General features: G+C 63.6%; 16 protein-coding genes. 8 read left to right on the top strand and 8 right to left on the bottom strand.

The features are described 5' to 3' along the window. Positions 1-23 precede the first annotated feature (23 nt). The 4 genes from FDN03_RS07215 to FDN03_RS07200 all read left to right on the top strand — a co-directional run bounded on the left by FDN03_RS07215 (position 24) and on the right by FDN03_RS07200 (position 3,651). Positions 24-1,238, top strand: a complete 1,215-nt coding sequence (locus FDN03_RS07215; protein WP_138175509.1) for an acetyl-CoA C-acetyltransferase — start codon at positions 24-26, stop codon at positions 1,236-1,238. A gap of 51 nt (positions 1,239-1,289) precedes the next feature. Further along, entirely contained in the window at positions 1,290-2,045 is a 756-nt protein-coding gene (fabG, locus tag FDN03_RS07210; protein WP_138175506.1) for a 3-oxoacyl-ACP reductase FabG, read from the top strand. Next, entirely contained in the window at positions 2,038-2,514 is a 477-nt protein-coding gene (locus FDN03_RS07205; protein WP_138175504.1) for a MaoC family dehydratase, read from the top strand. Before fabG ends, FDN03_RS07205 begins: the two co-directional genes overlap by 8 nt. A gap of 72 nt (positions 2,515-2,586) precedes the next feature. Then, complete coding sequence (locus FDN03_RS07200) at positions 2,587-3,651, top strand: alcohol dehydrogenase (protein WP_138175501.1); 1,065 nt, start codon at positions 2,587-2,589, stop codon at positions 3,649-3,651. Positions 3,652-3,943: 292 nt separating this feature from the next. On the opposite strand, the gene FDN03_RS07195 is transcribed toward FDN03_RS07200, so the two are convergent. Both FDN03_RS07195 and FDN03_RS07190 read right to left on the bottom strand, forming a co-directional pair. After that, positions 3,944-4,435, bottom strand: a complete 492-nt coding sequence (locus FDN03_RS07195) for a hypothetical protein (protein ID WP_138175499.1) — start codon at positions 4,433-4,435, stop codon at positions 3,944-3,946. 278 nt (positions 4,436-4,713) lie between these two features. Then, complete coding sequence (locus FDN03_RS07190; RefSeq protein ID WP_138175542.1) at positions 4,714-6,018, bottom strand: MATE family efflux transporter; 1,305 nt, start codon at positions 6,016-6,018, stop codon at positions 4,714-4,716. Positions 6,019-6,192: 174 nt separating this feature from the next. Here FDN03_RS07190 and chrA point away from each other — a divergent pair, with 174 nt between their 5' ends. After that, positions 6,193-7,413, top strand: a complete 1,221-nt coding sequence (gene chrA, locus FDN03_RS07185) for a chromate efflux transporter (protein WP_212743875.1) — start codon at positions 6,193-6,195, stop codon at positions 7,411-7,413. A 924-nt stretch (positions 7,414-8,337) separates the two neighbouring features. Here the strand turns inward: chrA and FDN03_RS07180 are convergent. Beyond that, entirely contained in the window at positions 8,338-8,610 is a 273-nt protein-coding gene (locus FDN03_RS07180) for a hypothetical protein (protein WP_138175495.1), read from the bottom strand. Positions 8,611-8,877: 267 nt separating this feature from the next. Then, positions 8,878-9,306, bottom strand: a complete 429-nt coding sequence (locus tag FDN03_RS07175; RefSeq protein WP_246049611.1) for an Hsp20/alpha crystallin family protein — start codon at positions 9,304-9,306, stop codon at positions 8,878-8,880. Here FDN03_RS07175 and FDN03_RS07170 point away from each other — a divergent pair. The 3 genes from FDN03_RS07170 to FDN03_RS07160 all read left to right on the top strand — a co-directional run bounded on the left by FDN03_RS07170 (position 9,220) and on the right by FDN03_RS07160 (position 11,459). Then, on the top strand, positions 9,220-9,729 hold the full coding sequence (locus FDN03_RS07170; RefSeq protein WP_138175490.1) for a MerR family transcriptional regulator: 510 nt from the start codon (positions 9,220-9,222) through the stop codon (positions 9,727-9,729). The two genes, FDN03_RS07175 and FDN03_RS07170, sit on opposite strands and share 87 nt — an antisense overlap. Before the next feature lie 307 nt (positions 9,730-10,036). Then, entirely contained in the window at positions 10,037-10,243 is a 207-nt protein-coding gene (locus tag FDN03_RS07165; protein WP_138175488.1) for a hypothetical protein, read from the top strand. 427 nt (positions 10,244-10,670) lie between these two features. After that, complete coding sequence (locus FDN03_RS07160) at positions 10,671-11,459, top strand: hydrolase (RefSeq protein ID WP_171021165.1); 789 nt, start codon at positions 10,671-10,673, stop codon at positions 11,457-11,459. Between the two features lie 13 nt (positions 11,460-11,472). Here the strand turns inward: FDN03_RS07160 and FDN03_RS07155 are convergent, their stop codons facing one another. The 4 genes from FDN03_RS07155 to FDN03_RS07140 all read right to left on the bottom strand — a co-directional run bounded on the left by FDN03_RS07155 (position 11,473) and on the right by FDN03_RS07140 (position 16,118). Further along, positions 11,473-12,921, bottom strand: a complete 1,449-nt coding sequence (locus FDN03_RS07155; RefSeq protein WP_138175483.1) for an APC family permease — start codon at positions 12,919-12,921, stop codon at positions 11,473-11,475. Between the two features lie 150 nt (positions 12,922-13,071). Next, positions 13,072-14,244: an MFS transporter gene (locus FDN03_RS07150; RefSeq protein WP_138175481.1), complete on the bottom strand. Its 1,173-nt coding sequence runs from the start codon at positions 14,242-14,244 to the stop codon at positions 13,072-13,074. A 45-nt stretch (positions 14,245-14,289) separates the two neighbouring features. Then, the gene (locus FDN03_RS07145) at positions 14,290-15,069 is read right to left on the bottom strand and encodes a type II CAAX endopeptidase family protein (protein ID WP_138175478.1); all 780 of its coding nucleotides are present in this window, start codon (positions 15,067-15,069) and stop codon (positions 14,290-14,292) included. A 122-nt stretch (positions 15,070-15,191) separates the two neighbouring features. Next, positions 15,192-16,118: an FUSC family protein gene (locus FDN03_RS07140; protein WP_171021164.1), complete on the bottom strand. Its 927-nt coding sequence runs from the start codon at positions 16,116-16,118 to the stop codon at positions 15,192-15,194. Between the last annotated feature and the right edge of the window lie 154 nt (positions 16,119-16,272).

Below are 16,272 nucleotides of genomic sequence, written 5' to 3'. Positions count from 1 at the left end.
CCACGAACCCCCAAGGACACCTCATGAACGACGCCGTCATTGTCAGTGCGGTGCGCTCCCCGATCGGGCGCGCCCACAAGGGCAGCCTGCGCGAAATGCGCTCCGATGAAATGGCCCACCAGATCACCAGCGAAGCCATCGCCCGGGTGCCGGGGCTGCAGCCCGAGCAGATCGATGACCTGATCCTGGGCTGCGGCATCCCGGAAGGGGAAAACGGGTCGAACCTGGCCCGGGTGGTGGCCGTGCGCAACGGCTGGGACACGGTGCCGGGCACCACGGTCACCCGCTTCTGCGCCTCCAGCGTGCAAAGCACCCGGATGGCCCTTCACGCCATCCGCGCCGGGGAAGGGGAAATCTTCGTCTCCGCCGGGGTGGAGTCCACCAGCTCGCTCGGACGCCACCGCCTGGACTCCGATGTGCGCAACCCCTACTTCCGCGACGCATGGCAGCGCACCGCGAAGCGGGCCCAGGGCGGCGCCCAGACCTGGAGCGACCCGCGCGGGCAGGGACTGGTTCCGGACATCTACATCGCCATGGGCCAGACCGCGGAGAACGTCGCCCAGCTGCGCTCGGTCAGCCGCGCCGACCAGGACGCCTGGGCGCTGCTCTCCCAGCAGCGGGCGCAGGCCGCGGCCGAACGCGGGTTCTGGGACAAGGACATCACCGCGCTGACCCTGCCCGACGGCAGCACCGTCAGCACCGATGACTCCCCCCGCCCGGGCACCACCGCCCAGGGGCTGGCAGAGCTTGAACCGGTGTTCCGCCCGGACGGGACGGTTACCGCCGGCAACGCCTGCCCGCTGAACGACGGGGCCGCGGCCCCGGTGATCATGAGCTCGGCCAAGGCCGCCGAACTCGGGGTGCAGCCGCTGGCGCGGATCGTGTCCACCGGTCTCAGCGCCCTGTCCCCGGAAATCATGGGCCTGGGACCGGTCACCGCCACCCGCCAGGCGCTGCAGCGCGCCGGCATGGGCATCAAGGACATTGACCTGGTGGAGCTGAACGAGGCGTTCGCCGCCCAGGTGTTGCCCAGCGCCGAGGACTTGGGCATTGACCACGACCGGCTGAACGTCAACGGCGGGGCCATTGCCCTGGGCCACCCCTGGGGGATGACCGGGGCGCGGATCACCACCACCCTGATCAACTCGCTGACCGAACGCGGCGCCGGCACCGGACTGGTGACCATGTGCGTGGGCGGCGGGCAGGGCATGGCCATGGTCATTGAACGCCTGGGCTAGCCCGCACCCTTCGCGCACCGAATCAACTTGCAACGAAAGAGAAGCCATTACATGAGCAACCAACGCACCGCCATCGTCACCGGGGCCGCCCGCGGCATCGGGGCGGCCAGCGCCGCCCGCCTGGCCGCTGCCGGGATGAACATCGCCGCCGTGGACCTGCAGGAAGAGCACTGCCGGGACACCGTCGAGCAGATCAACCAGGCCGGCGGCACCGCGGCGGCCTTCGGCGCCGACGTCTCCGATGAGCAGTCCGTCGAGGAGCTGGTGCAGCGCATCGCCGAGCAGCTCGGCGCCCCCACCGTGCTGGTGAACAACGCCGGGGTGCTGCGCGACAACCTGCTGTTCAAGATGAGCGCCAGTGACTGGGACACGGTGATGAACGTGCACCTGCGCGGGCACTTCCTGATGTCCCGGGCCGTGCAGCGCCACATGACCGAGGCCGGCTGGGGGCGGATCATCAACCTGTCCTCCACCTCGGCGCTGGGCAACCGCGGTCAGGCGAACTACGCGGCCGCGAAGGCCGGGATCCAGGGCTTCACCAAGACCCTGGCCATTGAGCTGGGCCAGTTCGGCGTCACCGTCAACGCGATCGCCCCGGGGCTGATCGAGACCGCGATGACCCGGGCGACCGCCGAACGCATGAAGGTGCCCTACGAGGTGTTCACCGCCAAGGCCGCCGAACGCATCCCGGTGCGCCGCACCGGCAAGCTGCAGGACATTGCCGCCGCGGCCGCGTTCTTCGCCTCCGAGGACGCCTCCTTCATTTCCGGGCAGATCCTGTACGTGGCGGGAGGACCCCATGCCTGAGCAGAACCTGACCGACTCCCCCACCCTGTTTCCCAGCCTGCAGGCCTTCGCCCAGGCCGCCGGCCAGCACCTGGGCCACAGCCCGTGGGTGCGGGTAACCCAGGAGCAGGTGAACCTGTTCGCCAACGCCACCGATGACCACCAGTGGATCCACGTGGATCCCGAGCGTGCGGCCAACGGGCCGTTTGGGGCCACCATTGCCCACGGGTTCCTCTCCCTGTCCCTGCTGCCCTCCTTCCTGCGCCAGATCTACACCGTTCAGGGCCTGCGCATGGGGGTGAACTACGGACTGAACAAGGTGCGCTTCCCCGCCCCGGTGAAGGTCGGGGCGAAGCTGCGGGCCGGCGCCGAGCTCGTCTCGGCCGAACCCACCGAGCGCGGGCTGCTGTCCACCATCAAGGTGACAGTTGAGGCCAAGGACGTGCCCGCCCCAGTGTGCGTGGCCGAGTTCCTGACCCTGCAGGCCTAGCCGGAACCCAGCCGGGTGCGCCCCGGCACCGAATCACCGTCCACACCATGCATGAGAAGCGAAAGTAGCACCATGAAGTCCTATGCGGCATTTGAAGACCTGAGCATCCGCGAGGTCATCAGCGAAGAGAAGGACCTGGCACCGCGCGAGGTGCGCCTGTCCATCACCCACTGCGGGGTCTGCCACTCCGACATCCACCTGCGCGAGGGCCACTACGACCTGGGCAGCCGCGGGAAGCTGGAGCTGGCCAAGACCGGCATCACCTACCCGATGGTGCTCGGCCACGAGATCGTGGGCACCGTGAGCGCGGTGGGCAGCGAAGTGACCGGCGTGCAGCCCGGGGACAGCCGGATGGTCTACCCGTGGCTGGGTTGCGGCAAGTGCGCCACCTGCTTGGCCGGGGATGAGAACCTGTGCGCCTACAACACCTCCATCGGCCTGGTGCGCCCCGGCGGCTACGCCGAGGCGATCACCGTTCCGCATGAGAAGTACCTGCTCGGGCACACCGGCATCGACCCGCGCTGGGCGGCCACGCTCAGCTGCTCGGGGTTGACCGCCTACTCGGCGGCGCGCAAGGTGCTGCCGCTGGACCCGCAGGCCCTGGTCGTGGTCATCGGTGTCGGCGGGGTGGGCGGCATGGCCGTGAACATCCTCTCCGCCCTGGGGCACCGCAACATCACCGCGGTGGACCTGAATCCGGAAAACCTGAAGCACGCGCAGGCGGCCGGGGCCAGCAACACCCTGCTGCTGCCGGGCAATGGCCAGCGGGCCGAGCAGCAGGGTGAACTGCGCGGCAAGGCCCGCGCGGTGATCGACTTCGTGAACAACGGGACCACCGCTGAGCTGGGCTTTGACCTGCTGGCCAAGGGCGGCACGCAGATCATGGTGGGCCTGTTCGGCGGAGAGCTGGTGGTGCCCACGGCCATCATGGCCACCAAGGCGCTGAACCTGCGCGGAAGCTATGTTGGCAGCCTGGGTGAGCTGAAGGAACTGGTGGAGCTGGCGGCCACCGGCAAGATCAAGCCGCTGCGCCTTAGCGCCGGGGAGCTCAGCGCCCCGGGCGTCAGCGCCGCCCTGCAGGACTTGTCCGAAGGCAAGGTCACCGGGCGCCTGGTGCTCGAACCCGTAGGGGCCTAACCCCTCCCACGCCCCGGCCGGTCCCGGCATCCCCGCCCCTGCGGCGCGGATGTCGGGACCGGCCCGCTTTAACCCAGTTGTTTCATCGGTTGCCTGGAGAGCGCTGGAACAACTGGGCTGCGACGCAGTACAGAACCTGCGCCTATCCCCGGGTTCCAAAGGAGTTAAGGGTGAAGGCCGCGCGCTACTACGACCGCAAGAATATTCAAGTTACGCACGGTCGTCCGGAACGAGGCTTCACACCGCCGGGGTGATCGCCGGAGGTCACACCACACTATGGTGAACTATTGACTCATAAGTTTCGGGCTTTAGATCGAGTCAGCTGGAAAACCACCAGAAAAAGAACAAGGGCTACTAATAGATGGACAGATGATTCATTGCTGGCTTTGAGCAACCAACCCTTTATGCCAGGCATGGTTCCATCTGCAACGCTCTGCAACGGGTCACGTCCAGGTCCACTTGAAAAGTTGATAATCAGCAAAACACCGGAAAATACAACAAAACTAGTACTCACCGCTAATCTGACTGGCAGCGAGAAATTTCGAGGAGCATAAGCGACAATGTACGCGGTTAGTACTCCCATGCACATGATTGCAGTCATTTGGAGGGCCGGAATTTTCGGATATTGAACCCCAACTACAATGTTGTTGAGATTAAGGACAGCGCCACTTCTGGTCGCTGTGGCCTGGACAGACAAGATGCCCACTACAGCCATATGGACGACCGATGTGAGGCACCCACCCACGGTAGCGATGAGAAGATTAACCCACTTGATCTTTAACATTTAGTTCCTCGGAAATTTTCGCGTCCCTTAATGCACCCAACAATCTAGTTTAGCGTTTCCTCTTATATTCCGAAAAGACCAAGAATAGTTACTGGGAGCGTTTTTTGCCGTCTGGGTCTTATATTGTTAATCATTCCTGCGTTACCTGTATTGAAGGCTACAACCTGATATCCGGGATGCGGGTAATAAGTTCTGATGGTGTGGCTGCCGATGCCCAGGGCAACACTTGAAGAACCTCCAACGCCGTTAAGCCATCGCTGCGCCCGGCGCCAGCCGGATCAGAGACCCAGGCGCATCCACTTGTCGGTGCGGGCCCGCACCCCCAGGGTTATCATCCGGGCCAGCATGTATCCCCCGGCGAAGGACACCCAGATCCAGATCATGGAGCTGAGCTGGTCCTGGGCAAGGACATCCACTGCCCAGAGCATCGGCAGGTAGGCGGCCAGGTTCACCACGCCCACCAGTCCCAGGTAACGGGCGTCCCCCGCTCCCATCAGCACCCCGTCCAGCACGAACACCACGCCGCAGATCGGCTGCGAGATGGCCAGCAGCCACAGCCCCGGGGTGGCCAGTTCATGTACCGAGGAATCGGAGCTGAGCAGCACCGGCAGCACCCAGGACAGGGCGAAGATGAACAGGCCGGTGAAGATCCCGAAGTAGACGCCCCAACGGGTCATCACCCCGGTCAGCTTGGTGGCCTGCTCCTTGTCCCCGGACCCCAGCTCCTTGCCGATCAGCGCCTGCGCGGCAATCGCCAGGGCGTCCAGGGCGAAGGCCAGGAAGGAGAAGAGGGTGAACACCAGCTGGTGGGCAGCCAAGGTCACCTCGCCGGCGTTCGTTGCCACCACCACCGTGGCCAGCAAGGCAATGCGCATGGTGGCGTTGCGCAGCATCAGCCATGACCCCACGTGTCCGGTGGCCTTGAAGCCCGCCCAGGTGGGAGCCAGCGGCAGCCCGGCCTGGCGGATCTGCGGAATGATCAGCCGGAAGTAGACCAGAGCCATGACCCACTGGGCGATCGAGGTGCCCAGCGCCGCCCCGCTGACGGACATGTTGAACCCGTAGACCAGCGTGAAGTTCAGGACAATGTTCAACCCGAACCCGGCGGAGGCCACGATCAGCGGGGTCTTGGTGTCCTGCATGCCGCGCAGCACGCCGGTGGCGGCAAAGACCAGCAGCATGGCCGTCACCCCGGGCAGGGAGTACATGATGTAATCCACCGCGAACTGCTGCACGGCGCCCTCAGCCCCCATCAACCGCACCAATGGTTCGGCGCCAAAATACCCAATGACTGTCAGCACCAGGCCCAGGGCCAGGGCAAACCACATGCCGTCGCGCCCGGCAGCCATGGCCCGACCAAACTGGCCGGCCCCGATGGCCCGGGCCACGGCGGGAGTGGTGGCGTAGGCCAAGAAGATCATCAACCCCACCGCGGTCTGGATGACCGTGGTCCCCAGACCCGCACCGGCCAGCTCGGAGACACCCAGGTGCCCGATGATCGCGGTGTCGGCCAGCAGGAATAGCGGCTCGGCGATCAGCGCGCCGAGCGCGGGAATCGCCAGCGCCAGGATCTGGCGGGCCATGGAGCGGTTGGATTCGGTGGGTGCGGTGCGAGGCTTCACGGAACTACTCTACGAAGCCGGTCCGGGCATCTCCATTTCGGCGCCGCGGGCCGCGTCATGCTCGCCCCGAATACGTCACCGTGTCTTCACAAGATATCCAGCTTCCCGTCAACTGGCGCCCCTACCATGGGCAGGATGAACACCGCTGCCTCTTCCCCGAAACCAGCTGCCCCTGCCCGGGGCCTCTGGGAAGTGTTTGCCGTGTTCCTGCGCCTGGGCCTGACCTCCTTCGGCGGCCCGGTCGCCCACCTGGGCTACTTCCACAACGAGTTTGTTGTGCGCCGCCGCTGGCTGAAGGAAAACACCTACGCCGACATGGTGGCCCTGTGCCAGTTCCTGCCCGGGCCGGCCTCCAGCCAGGTGGGCATGGCCGTGGGGTTGCAGCGCGCCGGGCTGCTCGGGATGCTGCTGGCCTGGGTTGGCTTCACCCTGCCCTCGGCACTGCTGCTCTTTGGGTTCGCCCTGGGAGCTCCCTGGCTGTCGGCCACCCTGGGCACCGGCTGGATCAGCGGCCTGAAGGCGGCGGCCGTTGCCGTGGTGGCGCACGCGGTGATTTCGATGGCCAGGATGCTGACCCCCGATGCCCGCCGCGCGACTCTTGCCGTTGCCACCATGGCCGTGGTCCTGTTGCTGCCCGGCCCGCTCACCCAGGTGTTGGCCATGCTCGGCGCTGCCCTGATCGGGCTGCTATGGCTTCCGGTGCCGGAAGCGGCTGGCCAGCAGGAGGCGCAGCTGAAGCCGAAGGTGGCCCGGGCGATCTCGGTCACCTGTCTAGTCCTGTTTGTCCTGTTGCTGGCTTTGCTCCCGGTACTGCGCACCCTAAGCCCCACTGCCGTGGTGGCGCTGACGGACGTCTTCTACCGTACCGGTGCGCTGGTGTTTGGCGGCGGGCATGTTGTACTGCCTCTCCTGGAATCTGAAATGGTGGGCAACGGCCTGGTTGACCAGGAAGTATTCCTGGCCGGATATGGAGCGGCGCAGGCGGTTCCCGGCCCTTTGTTCACCTTCTCGTCATTCCTTGGGGCCAGTGCGCAGCTGCCTTTGGCGTCCTGGGCCGGGGCGTTGATTGCCCTGGTGGCGATCTTCCTGCCTTCTGCACTGCTGGTGATCGGCGTGCTGCCATTCTGGGAAGGGCTGCGGCACAATGCGATCGTGCGCCGCGCCCTAGGCGGGGTGAATGCCGCCGTGGTAGGTCTGCTCGCCGCCGCACTGTATTCGCCGGTGTTCACTCACGGTGTGCCCAATACCGCCACGTTCGTGGTCGCGGCGCTAGCCTTCGTTGCCTTGTCCGGATGGAAGGCCCCGGCCTGGGCGGTGGCACTGGGTGCGGCGGTCCTTGGCGGCTTCCTGTTGTAGTCACCGCCGGAGCGCGCTCCGTCAGCGCTTGCGGTACAACACGGTGTAGGAGTATCCATTGCCGTTCTTGAAGCAGCAGCGATCGAGCCGAACAAAGGATCCAATGCCGGGTTGTGCTTTGTTCAGCGCCGCCTGGCACTGTGCTTGGGTGTGAAACCAGTACATGTCGGCGCCTGCCTGGTTCACAGGCGCCGATACACCCCGTGGCCAGTGGGCAGAAAGCACCCTCCGCCCTTGGGCTTTAGTACTGTGAACCAATCTTGACAGATGAGCCAGAGCGAGCTATTAATCTATATCAAACGGCACAGGTCCTTGTTAACGTTGTGATACAGAAGTTTCGCTACCGGAGGCAGGGAGGTGAGAAGAATGGCGAACACCCAGGAGCGTGTCGAGTCATGGTGGACAGTGCCTGAAGTAGTCCCCTTCGCGGTTCTGACTGCGTCCACGCTCGACGAACATCGCGTAGCAGACTCACTCGAACTGGCCCTCACCCCAGCTGACCTTGTCTTTCTTCACCAACTGAGCCTTAAACTCGAGTACTTTGCCAAGCGCTCGGACCCCCCGGGCACTAGAGGAAGAACGAGCACCACGAATGCAGACCTACCGGATCAAGTTTTGCTGCCGAGGGCTTTGCGGGTATCTGGTACTTTAGGAGACTCGTACACTCGCGACATATTGCGCTTCAGAGCGCGCGCACCACCCCTGGCAGAAATCCACCTGGATGCAGTACAGAAAACAATGGGCAGGGGCTTCTAGAGCACCTGCCCATAAATCTGCCTCAGTAACCGCAACCCTGTGCGCCGACTACCAAGGGTTGAAATGAATCGGGGGCACGGAATCGAGCCCTAATCATAGATGAACGCCCCCATTGGGAATGGTCCTGCGCTTACTGCAGGTTCCGCGGCTCGCCATGCCATGGGGCAGTTAGCTACATGCTTCGTAGAAGTCAGTGAAACTGGGAATTTTTCCACCCTCGACCAGCGACGTTGCGAGCTGGGAACCGGAGGAGTTTACCGACTCAACAAGACATTGAATCGTGGACAGTTTGGAGCTCCAATAAGAGGAATTCCCTGCCCCTTCGAACTGATACGCGTCCTGCAACTGCTCCAGGACGTGTTCCCGGTAGAGGCATAACGCGTTCCGCAGTTCCTCCACTTGATCGTCATCAAAACGCAGGACTACCTGTGACTTACGCATTTCGGTTCTCCTTTGTCTCAGGGCTTGGGGTCAGCTCCGAAACTCGGAGCTGACCCCAAGCGGGACCAAACGGCAGAGCGCCTTTACCGAAGATCGCTGGGGCAGGCGTCATCACCACAGAGAGCTAACCGGCGTTCACGGGGAAATGGCCTACTTCCTGCAAGGAATAGTCCAACAGGATCGTTTCTTCAACCCGGGATCTCTCTGGGAGCGCCCATACGATTCCGGCTTGTCGCCCACTTCAAGCCGAAGTATCGGTATTGCCTTCTAAGAGGTCAGCTCCTTTGAGCGATTACCCTTGGTGATGGCGATTCGCTTCGGCTTCGACTTCTCGGTGATAGGAATATCCAGGCGCAGCAGCCCGTCCTCGTAATGCGCGTGGATGTTGTCCACATCGAGGTGATCACTGAGGATCAAGTCTCGACCGAACGCACCCCATGCCCTCTCCCGAACCAGCAACTGGTCATCAGTGGCTTGCTCTGGTCGAGTGGCGCGAATCTTCAGGACATTCCTTTCCACCGAGAGTTCAACAGCGTCCGGGTCAATCCCTGGAATCTCAAGCTCGGCATGGAAGCCTTGCTCATCCTTCCAGGCGTCCATCGGCATCAAATGTGCCCGGTCGAACCCCGGAGAACCATTGAACGCTTGTTTCACCATCCGATCAAACTCACGAAAGACGTCGTTGTCCAGCAGCATCACAGTTCTCCCTTCTCCTTTGGCTGTCTCCTTCCAGCTGCCCTAAAATCTATATCAGCTGGTAGAGTTTTTATAACACCAACCACGAGTTCACGCAACCAAAAGGGAGGAAAAAATTTGGCACATAGACCACAAGCATCCGTAGTGCCAGAGAGGACATACTCGATCTCGGCGGCAGCGCAGTTGGCTGGCGCCGGTGTTCAGTCAGTGCGGCTATACGAAGCACGGGGGCTGGTGACACCCCGAAGAACTGCGGGCGGAACGCGGAAGTATTCGCCGGCGGATGTTGCCCGGATCGAAAGAATAGTCGTATTGCTCGATGCGGGACTGAATTTGGCCGGGATCGAGATGGTGTTACACCTCGAAGAAGAGAATCATAGGTTATGGTCAGCCCTCCATCCCATATCCCAAGAGCGAGGATGAACTAACGACGAACGCTGCCCAACCGGGCGACGAACCTCCAATTCCCCTTATCTTCAATACTCGCCGGCAAGCATCGCAGCAGAGTGCAGGCCGACCTTTAGTGCTGCTGCCTTTCCGGTCCGTGCCGGATGTGCCACACCTGCCTCTGGACTTCTCAGGGAATCATTTGTATCTTGTCGGCACAGACCAAAAAATCCGGGAGATCAGAGAGGTGCACCCCTAGCGAGGTTCCCAGAAGGCGTCGCCTGACTTCCGGCAATAATAGGTTCCAAACCTCAGCAGTCAGCCTCAGCACACGATGAGAGGGATGAGCGATATGACTTTCGAGCCCCTGCCTCCGGACACCGAAGTCTCCGAGGTGGATTTGGTCGACCAACGCCTAGAGGTGGATCCCGACATCGAAGATGAACAAATCCCTCCGCTGCACACAGCTAATGCACCTGTAAATGAGGCTGATTGGATTGACCAAAAGATCACCGTGCAGCTCGATGATCCCGGGGAAGAAGTTGTCTAGCCACCCCTCCCGTACCACGGTCGAAGCGGTTGGGGACCAGAAACTCAGGGCGAACGCATCATAACGGCGCCGTCGGCGAATACGGCACCCTCCATAGCTACGTGACGGCATCCAAATAAAACTTTGCAATCCCCGTAACGGCTTTGCAGTAATGGGTATCCAAACCGACGAACCAGCAACTGAAGTCGCTAGAGATCTGATGCACGGCGCCAATCTCTACAGCGGTGCTGGCTTTCCCACCGCTCCCTCCTACTAGGACCAAGCGAAGCGCCTTCTCGTCTTTTGCCACATCACCGAATTCAGAACAAACCGTACCGGGTTCTGTCGCGCAGGCAGTGTTCAAAGTAGCGTGGTGGCTAATCGACCAGGAGGACAGGGACCAACCATGAACCCAGCAGATGCACCATGGCAATGCGCAGGATGCGCAGTGGAGTTCGAACCCTCGCGCACCCTGCCCACCCATTGCCCCATTTGCGAAGACGAGCGCCAATACATCCCCGGTGGCACTCAACGCTGGACCTGTTCCGAAACACTTGAGCGCGAGGGCCACCAGATCCAGGTGCGGGAGCTGGAGGAGGGTTTGACCGCCCTGCGGGCACCCGAGGTGGGAATCGGGCAAAGCGCACTGCTGATCCGTTCCGAAGACGGGAACCTGCTCTTTGACGTCCCCGGGATGATCAGTTCCCATGCGGTGGAGGTCATTCGGGAACTCGGTGGTATTGCGGCCATTGTGGCCAGCCACCCGCACATGTACGGCGTGCAGGTGCAGTACAGCCAGGCCTTTGATGATGCACCGATTTATGTGGCCGAGGCCGACAAGCAGTGGGTGCAGCGCAGCAGCGATGCCATCCGCTACTGGAGCGAGTCCTTTGAGGTGCTGCCGGGCATCTGGCTGCATCAAGTGGGCGGCCACTTCCCCGGAAGCACCGTGGCCGAGTGGGCCGCGGGAGCCCGGGGCGGTGGCGCGTTGCTGGCCGGGGACGCGGTCTTTCCCGTGGCCGATGGCAATGTCACCTTCCTGCGTAGCTATCCCAACCGGATCCCGCTCTCGGCGGCGGTGGTGCGGCGCATGGCCGCCCAACTGGACAGCCTGCGCTTTGACCGCCTCTACAATAATTTCGCCGCCTGCGTCCCGTCAGATGCCCACCGGGTCGTGCAGTTCTCCGCCGAACGCTACGCCAGGTGGGTTGGCGGAGACTACGACGAGCTGACCTAGCGGCATGGCGCGCTTATTTCCTGCGCGCCCTGACGATCTGCAGCACCTTTTCTTCGGCGTCTTCACCGGCCGGGATTCCGCCGGGAACCTTGACGAAGTACACGGCCCCAAGGACCCACCACAGCGCGAAGATCAGCCACGGCTCCCAGCTCAGTGAGGCGGGCATGCCGGGCATGTATAGGCTAAACAGCGCCGCGGTGAGCAGCACCGAGATCCAACCGATGACCTCGCCGAAGCGCCCCCGACCACCGATGCGCAAGGGCCGGCTCATGTTCGGCTCCCGGCGGCGCAGCAGCAGGAATGTCACAGAGACCAGGAAGTAGGCGATGATGATGCTCGGTGCCCCGGAATCCACGAGCCAGCCAAGCATTTCCGCACCGAAGAACGGGGCCAGAAGTGAAATGCCGCCAATGAAAATCAACGCGTTGCTCGGAGTCTGATACTTGGGGTGGACCCTGGCAAACCATTGCGGCAGCATCCCGGAACGTGCCAGTGAGAAGACCAGCCGGGAGGCGCCCAGCAGCAGTGAGTTCCAGGAGGTCAGGATCCCCGCGATTCCGCCGGCGATCAGGATCTTCGCCATGATTTGGGAGTTAAACAGCGCGCCGAAGGCATCGGCAGTGGCGATGTCCGCGTTGGCCAGTTCGCTGGCGGGCATTGCCGATGACGTTGTCAGGACGACCATGATGTACCAAACGGTTGCCATGAGCACCGAAACCACCACCAGCTTGCCGATCTGCCGGGAGGGGATCTTCACTTCCTCCGCGGACTGCGGGATCACGTCAAAGCCGATGAAGAGGAACGGGACCGCCACCAGCACCGCGAAGAAGCCGGACATTCCGGGAGTGAACCAGGGTTCCATATTTGATGCTTCTCCGGAGGTCACCGAGCCGAAGATCATCATGGCGCCGACCGCCAGCAGGAAGAGCACTGTGAACGTCTGAACGACGCTGGCCTGCTTCACGCCGCGCACGTTGATCCAGGTGATGAAAAGCCCGGCCGCCACACCCACCAACGCCCAGGTCAGGTTCACTTCGAATCCGGCCACCGTCCATAGCGGAATCCGGCTCATGCCCGGGAAGATGTACTCCACGGTACGGGGGAAGGCAACCGCCTCGAACGCCACGATGGTCACGTATCCACCGGTGATGGCCCATGAACCGATGAATGACGGTCGGGGGCCAAGTGCGCGGAGAATGAAGTTGTGTTCACCCCCGGCCTTGGGCATCGATGCGGTTAGTTCCGCATAGGTCAGGCCCACCACGGCCATGATGCCGCCGCCGACCATGATGGCGACCATGGCACCCAGGGTTCCGGCATTGGAAAGCCAGCCGCCGGTGAGGACGACCCACCCAAAACCGATCATGGCGCCAAAGCCCAGCGCCAGGGCATCCCAGTTCCCCAGGGTCTTGGCCAGGGTCGTATACCCGTGGGGTGATGTTGAATTCTGTGTCTTGCTCATCGACGCCTTCCTGCGTGATCTCCACCCTTCTCCGTTGAAGGGCCGCAGAAAATCCTGCCGGATGTGTCGGCGCCGGGACCGGCCAAGTGACGCGCATCAAACCACGAATCCGGCGAACGGCGTCAAACAAGCCGACGAACGGTTACCGCTTCATTCAGTACTACGTTCGATGACGGGCTGTGGCTGGCGCGGCGGCCTGAGGAACCAGGCGGCCGCCGCGGCCACCAGCTGCAGGCCCACCACGCACCCCACCAGGGCGGACCAGCCGAAGTGCATGAAGGGGATGCCCAGCAGCCACCCGAACAGCGAGGAGCCGATGTAGTAGCCCAGGTTGTAGAGGCTGGCAGCCTGCGCCCGGGTTTCCGGGGCCAACACCGGCACCCAGCCGCTGGCCACGGCGTGCGCGGCGAAGAACCCGGCGGTGAAGATCAGCATGCCAAGGATGATCACCCACAGAACCGCAGACAGGGTCAGCAGCAGCCCGGCCATCATCACCCCGATGCCCAGCAGCAGTGAGGTGCGCCGGCCCACCCGATTCACGATGCCGCCGCTGGCCATGGAGGACCAGGTCCCGGCAAGGTAGGCCAGGAACACCAGGGCGGCCAGCGCCGGGGGAATCATGAAGGGCGGGGCCTCCAGGCGGAACGCCAGATAATTGTAGGCGGCCACGAACCCGCCCATCAGCAGAAAGCCCTGAAGGTAGAGGATGCGGCGCCGCCCCTGCAGGCAGGCGCGAAAACGCCGCAGCACCGGGCGCAGGTGGACATCGGGCACGGGGGTGAAGCCCTGCGCCCGCGGTGCCTTGATAAAGAACACGATCATCGCCGCGGCCGCCAGCAGGCTGACCGCGGCAACGCCCCACCGCCAACCCAACGGCTGTGCGACCCAGGCGGCCAGCAGGCGACCAACCAAGCCGCCGACCGTGGTGCCCGAAATGTAGATGCCGCTGGCGATGGCCACCGCCCGGGCGGAAAGCTCCTCGGCCAAATAGGCCAGGGTGGTGCCCGGAACCCCGGCGAGCGCCACGCCCTCCAGGAACCGGACCGCCAACAACAGCTCCACGCTGGGGCTAACCGCCCCGGCCAGTCCCAGCACCACGGAGGAGACCAGCGCGATGCCAATAACCTGCCGACGGCCCATCCGGTCCGAGGCAATCGCCCACGGGATCACCGCCAGGGCCAGGCCCAGGGTGGCGGTCGAAACGCTGAGCGCCGCCTGCGCCTCGCTGATGTTCAGGTTCCGGGACATCTCCGGCAGCAGGCCCTGCACCGAGTACAGCTGTGAGAAGGTGGCCAGGCCGCTGGCAAACAGCGCCAACAGCATCCCCCGGTAGCCGCGGCTGTGTGGTTCATGGTCGGTAAACGTGGCTTACACCCCCGCGGCGGGCAGCAGCGGGGCCAGCGTGTAGAGCACCAGCAGGGCCATCCCGTTGTTGGCCACGTGCAGCATGTAGGCGTAGGCCAGCGACTTGCCGGTGAGGATGTAGGCCAGGGACATCATCAGTCCCAGCATCAGGTACGGCAGGATTTCCACCACGGAGCCGATCCCCCCGCCATTGGCGAAGTGGATCGAGGCGAACAGGACCGTGGAGATCAGGGCACATACCCAGATGTTGACCTTGCGGGAGAGCTTGCCGATCAGCAGGTGCCGGAAAATGTACTCCTCCACAAACGGCCCGAACAGTGCCGTGGTCACGAACATCACCGGGAACGGCACCGACTGGGTCATATCCTGCAGGGCCTGCTGGTTCATGCTGGTCTGGGGACCACCGAAGAACATGGTGATGAATGCGGAGATCATCACCGTCAGCAGCCAGCCGCCGGGCAGCATCAGCCATTTGAGCCACGGGTAGTAGCGCATGGTGGCGAAGGATTCGAAGAACTGGGGCCCGCACTGGATCATGGCCAGGATGAAGAACACCGTGTACAGGATCATGTTCACCCCGAACAGCGCCGAGTCCTCATCCGGGAACGCGTGCATGTAGCCGGGGATCAGGGCGATCAGCATCGCCCCACCGAGGATGAAGAACACAATGTACGCCGCGACGGTGAACAGGTCACCCTTCTTGACCGCCCCGGCCTCGAAGACGCGTTGCCGGCGCACCGGCGGCAACCCTGGCTGGTGGTAATACGGCGGGGTGTGAGACATGCTCCTAGCCTATCGACCGGATCCGGTCGACGCCCGACCCCTTGCAGCGAATCGGCTGTGTCTCACATCCCAGCGTCTCCTCGGCCACTTTCGTGGGCCGTTTCCTGGACGGCACGCCTTGGTCAGCTTGCTGTTTCCAGTACCCGCCGCCGCGGATCGACAATCCACGAGCCAACCAGCCCCGCCGTGACGCCCAGCAGGTTTCCTTCGGCGCGTTCCCACAGCTGCTGGGAGCTGGTCCCGGGCGCGGCCAGATCCAGCATCAGCATGATCAGTGGGGTGAAGAAGCTCAGCGCCAGCCCGTAGTTGCGGGTCATGTACGCCTCGGTGGGGAACATCAGCAGGATGACCGCAATGCCCAGCGCCGTCTGGTTCAGGTGCAGTTCAAAGAGCACCAGCAGCACACCCAACCCGGCCACGGTTCCGGCGACGCGATGTGCCGCCCGGCGCACCCGGCCGCGCGCATTCCCGGCGGCCAGCGGCACCACGGCACCGGCCAGCACCCACTGCAGGTGTTCAAAGCCGAACAGGATCCCGGCCGCGCCAGCCAACAACACCACCAGCCCATAGCTTGAGGCGTGTCGTGCCGTGTACGTCCAGGTGGGAATCGGCACCGGAGCCTGCTGCCCGGAACACCGTCCCAGCTGACCCAGCAGCAGACTCACCAATACCGCCAGGGCGTACGCCGCCAGCCCGGCCAGGTCCGGTTGTTCGTGTCCGGGCAATGTAGCCAGCGCGCCGAACGCGAACAGCGGGAAGAACGCCCCGTGCGGGCGCAGCGCGAACCGGTCGGCAATCACCAGGCTGGCCACCGCGCACCCCACGCTGACCAGCACCAGTGACCAGCTCCGCAATCCCAGGGGCGCGGCAAGGATTCCGCCGAACCCGGCGCCCAAGAGCATTCCGCCAGCCAGCAGCTGGTCACGCAGCCGCTGGCCCCGGTGTGGGCTGCGACCGTACATCCCGGTCACCGAGCCAAAGACCGCGTAGATCATCAGGTCGGCCCGCCCCACCAACAGCAGGGTGGTGCCTGGAATGGCCAGTCCCACCCCCACGCGCAGCGCAGGCCGCAGATCTGGGGACGTCCGCCAGTTCCTTGGCCCAAGACGCCCGACACCGGCTGGCCCCCGGGATGATGCGGGCAGCGTCATCGGCATAAAGCGCTTCTCACCGGTCTGCATGAGGCAAGCGTGCGGAAGTCGG

Source organism: Glutamicibacter sp. V16R2B1 (genome assembly GCF_005774635.1).
Taxonomy (GTDB): Bacteria; Actinomycetota; Actinomycetes; order Actinomycetales; family Micrococcaceae; genus Glutamicibacter; species Glutamicibacter creatinolyticus.
The sequence above is the reverse complement of the archived record's forward strand: the minus strand, read 5'-3'. Positions and strand labels throughout refer to the sequence as shown.

Excerpts from the sequence above, each read along its gene's own strand:
- FDN03_RS07215 (WP_138175509.1), top strand. The coding sequence starts at position 24 with ATGAACGACGCCGTCATTGTCAGTGCGGTGCGCTCCCCGATCGGGCGC.
- fabG (WP_138175506.1), top strand. The coding sequence starts at position 1,290 with ATGAGCAACCAACGCACCGCCATCGTCACCGGGGCCGCCCGCGGCATC.
- FDN03_RS07205 (WP_138175504.1), top strand. The coding sequence starts at position 2,038 with ATGCCTGAGCAGAACCTGACCGACTCCCCCACCCTGTTTCCCAGCCTG.
- FDN03_RS07200 (WP_138175501.1), top strand. The coding sequence starts at position 2,587 with ATGAAGTCCTATGCGGCATTTGAAGACCTGAGCATCCGCGAGGTCATC.
- FDN03_RS07195 (WP_138175499.1), bottom strand. The coding sequence starts at position 4,435 with ATGTTAAAGATCAAGTGGGTTAATCTTCTCATCGCTACCGTGGGTGGG.
- FDN03_RS07190 (WP_138175542.1), bottom strand. The coding sequence starts at position 6,018 with ATGGCCCGCCAGATCCTGGCGCTGGCGATTCCCGCGCTCGGCGCGCTG.
- chrA (WP_212743875.1), top strand. The coding sequence starts at position 6,193 with ATGAACACCGCTGCCTCTTCCCCGAAACCAGCTGCCCCTGCCCGGGGC.
- FDN03_RS07180 (WP_138175495.1), bottom strand. The coding sequence starts at position 8,610 with ATGCGTAAGTCACAGGTAGTCCTGCGTTTTGATGACGATCAAGTGGAG.
- FDN03_RS07170 (WP_138175490.1), top strand. The coding sequence starts at position 9,220 with ATGTGCCCGGTCGAACCCCGGAGAACCATTGAACGCTTGTTTCACCAT.
- FDN03_RS07175 (WP_246049611.1), bottom strand. The coding sequence starts at position 9,306 with ATGCTGCTGGACAACGACGTCTTTCGTGAGTTTGATCGGATGGTGAAA.
- FDN03_RS07165 (WP_138175488.1), top strand. The coding sequence starts at position 10,037 with ATGAGCGATATGACTTTCGAGCCCCTGCCTCCGGACACCGAAGTCTCC.
- FDN03_RS07155 (WP_138175483.1), bottom strand. The coding sequence starts at position 12,921 with ATGAGCAAGACACAGAATTCAACATCACCCCACGGGTATACGACCCTG.
- FDN03_RS07150 (WP_138175481.1), bottom strand. The coding sequence starts at position 14,244 with ATGCTGTTGGCGCTGTTTGCCAGCGGCCTGGCCACCTTCTCACAGCTG.
- FDN03_RS07145 (WP_138175478.1), bottom strand. The coding sequence starts at position 15,069 with ATGTCTCACACCCCGCCGTATTACCACCAGCCAGGGTTGCCGCCGGTG.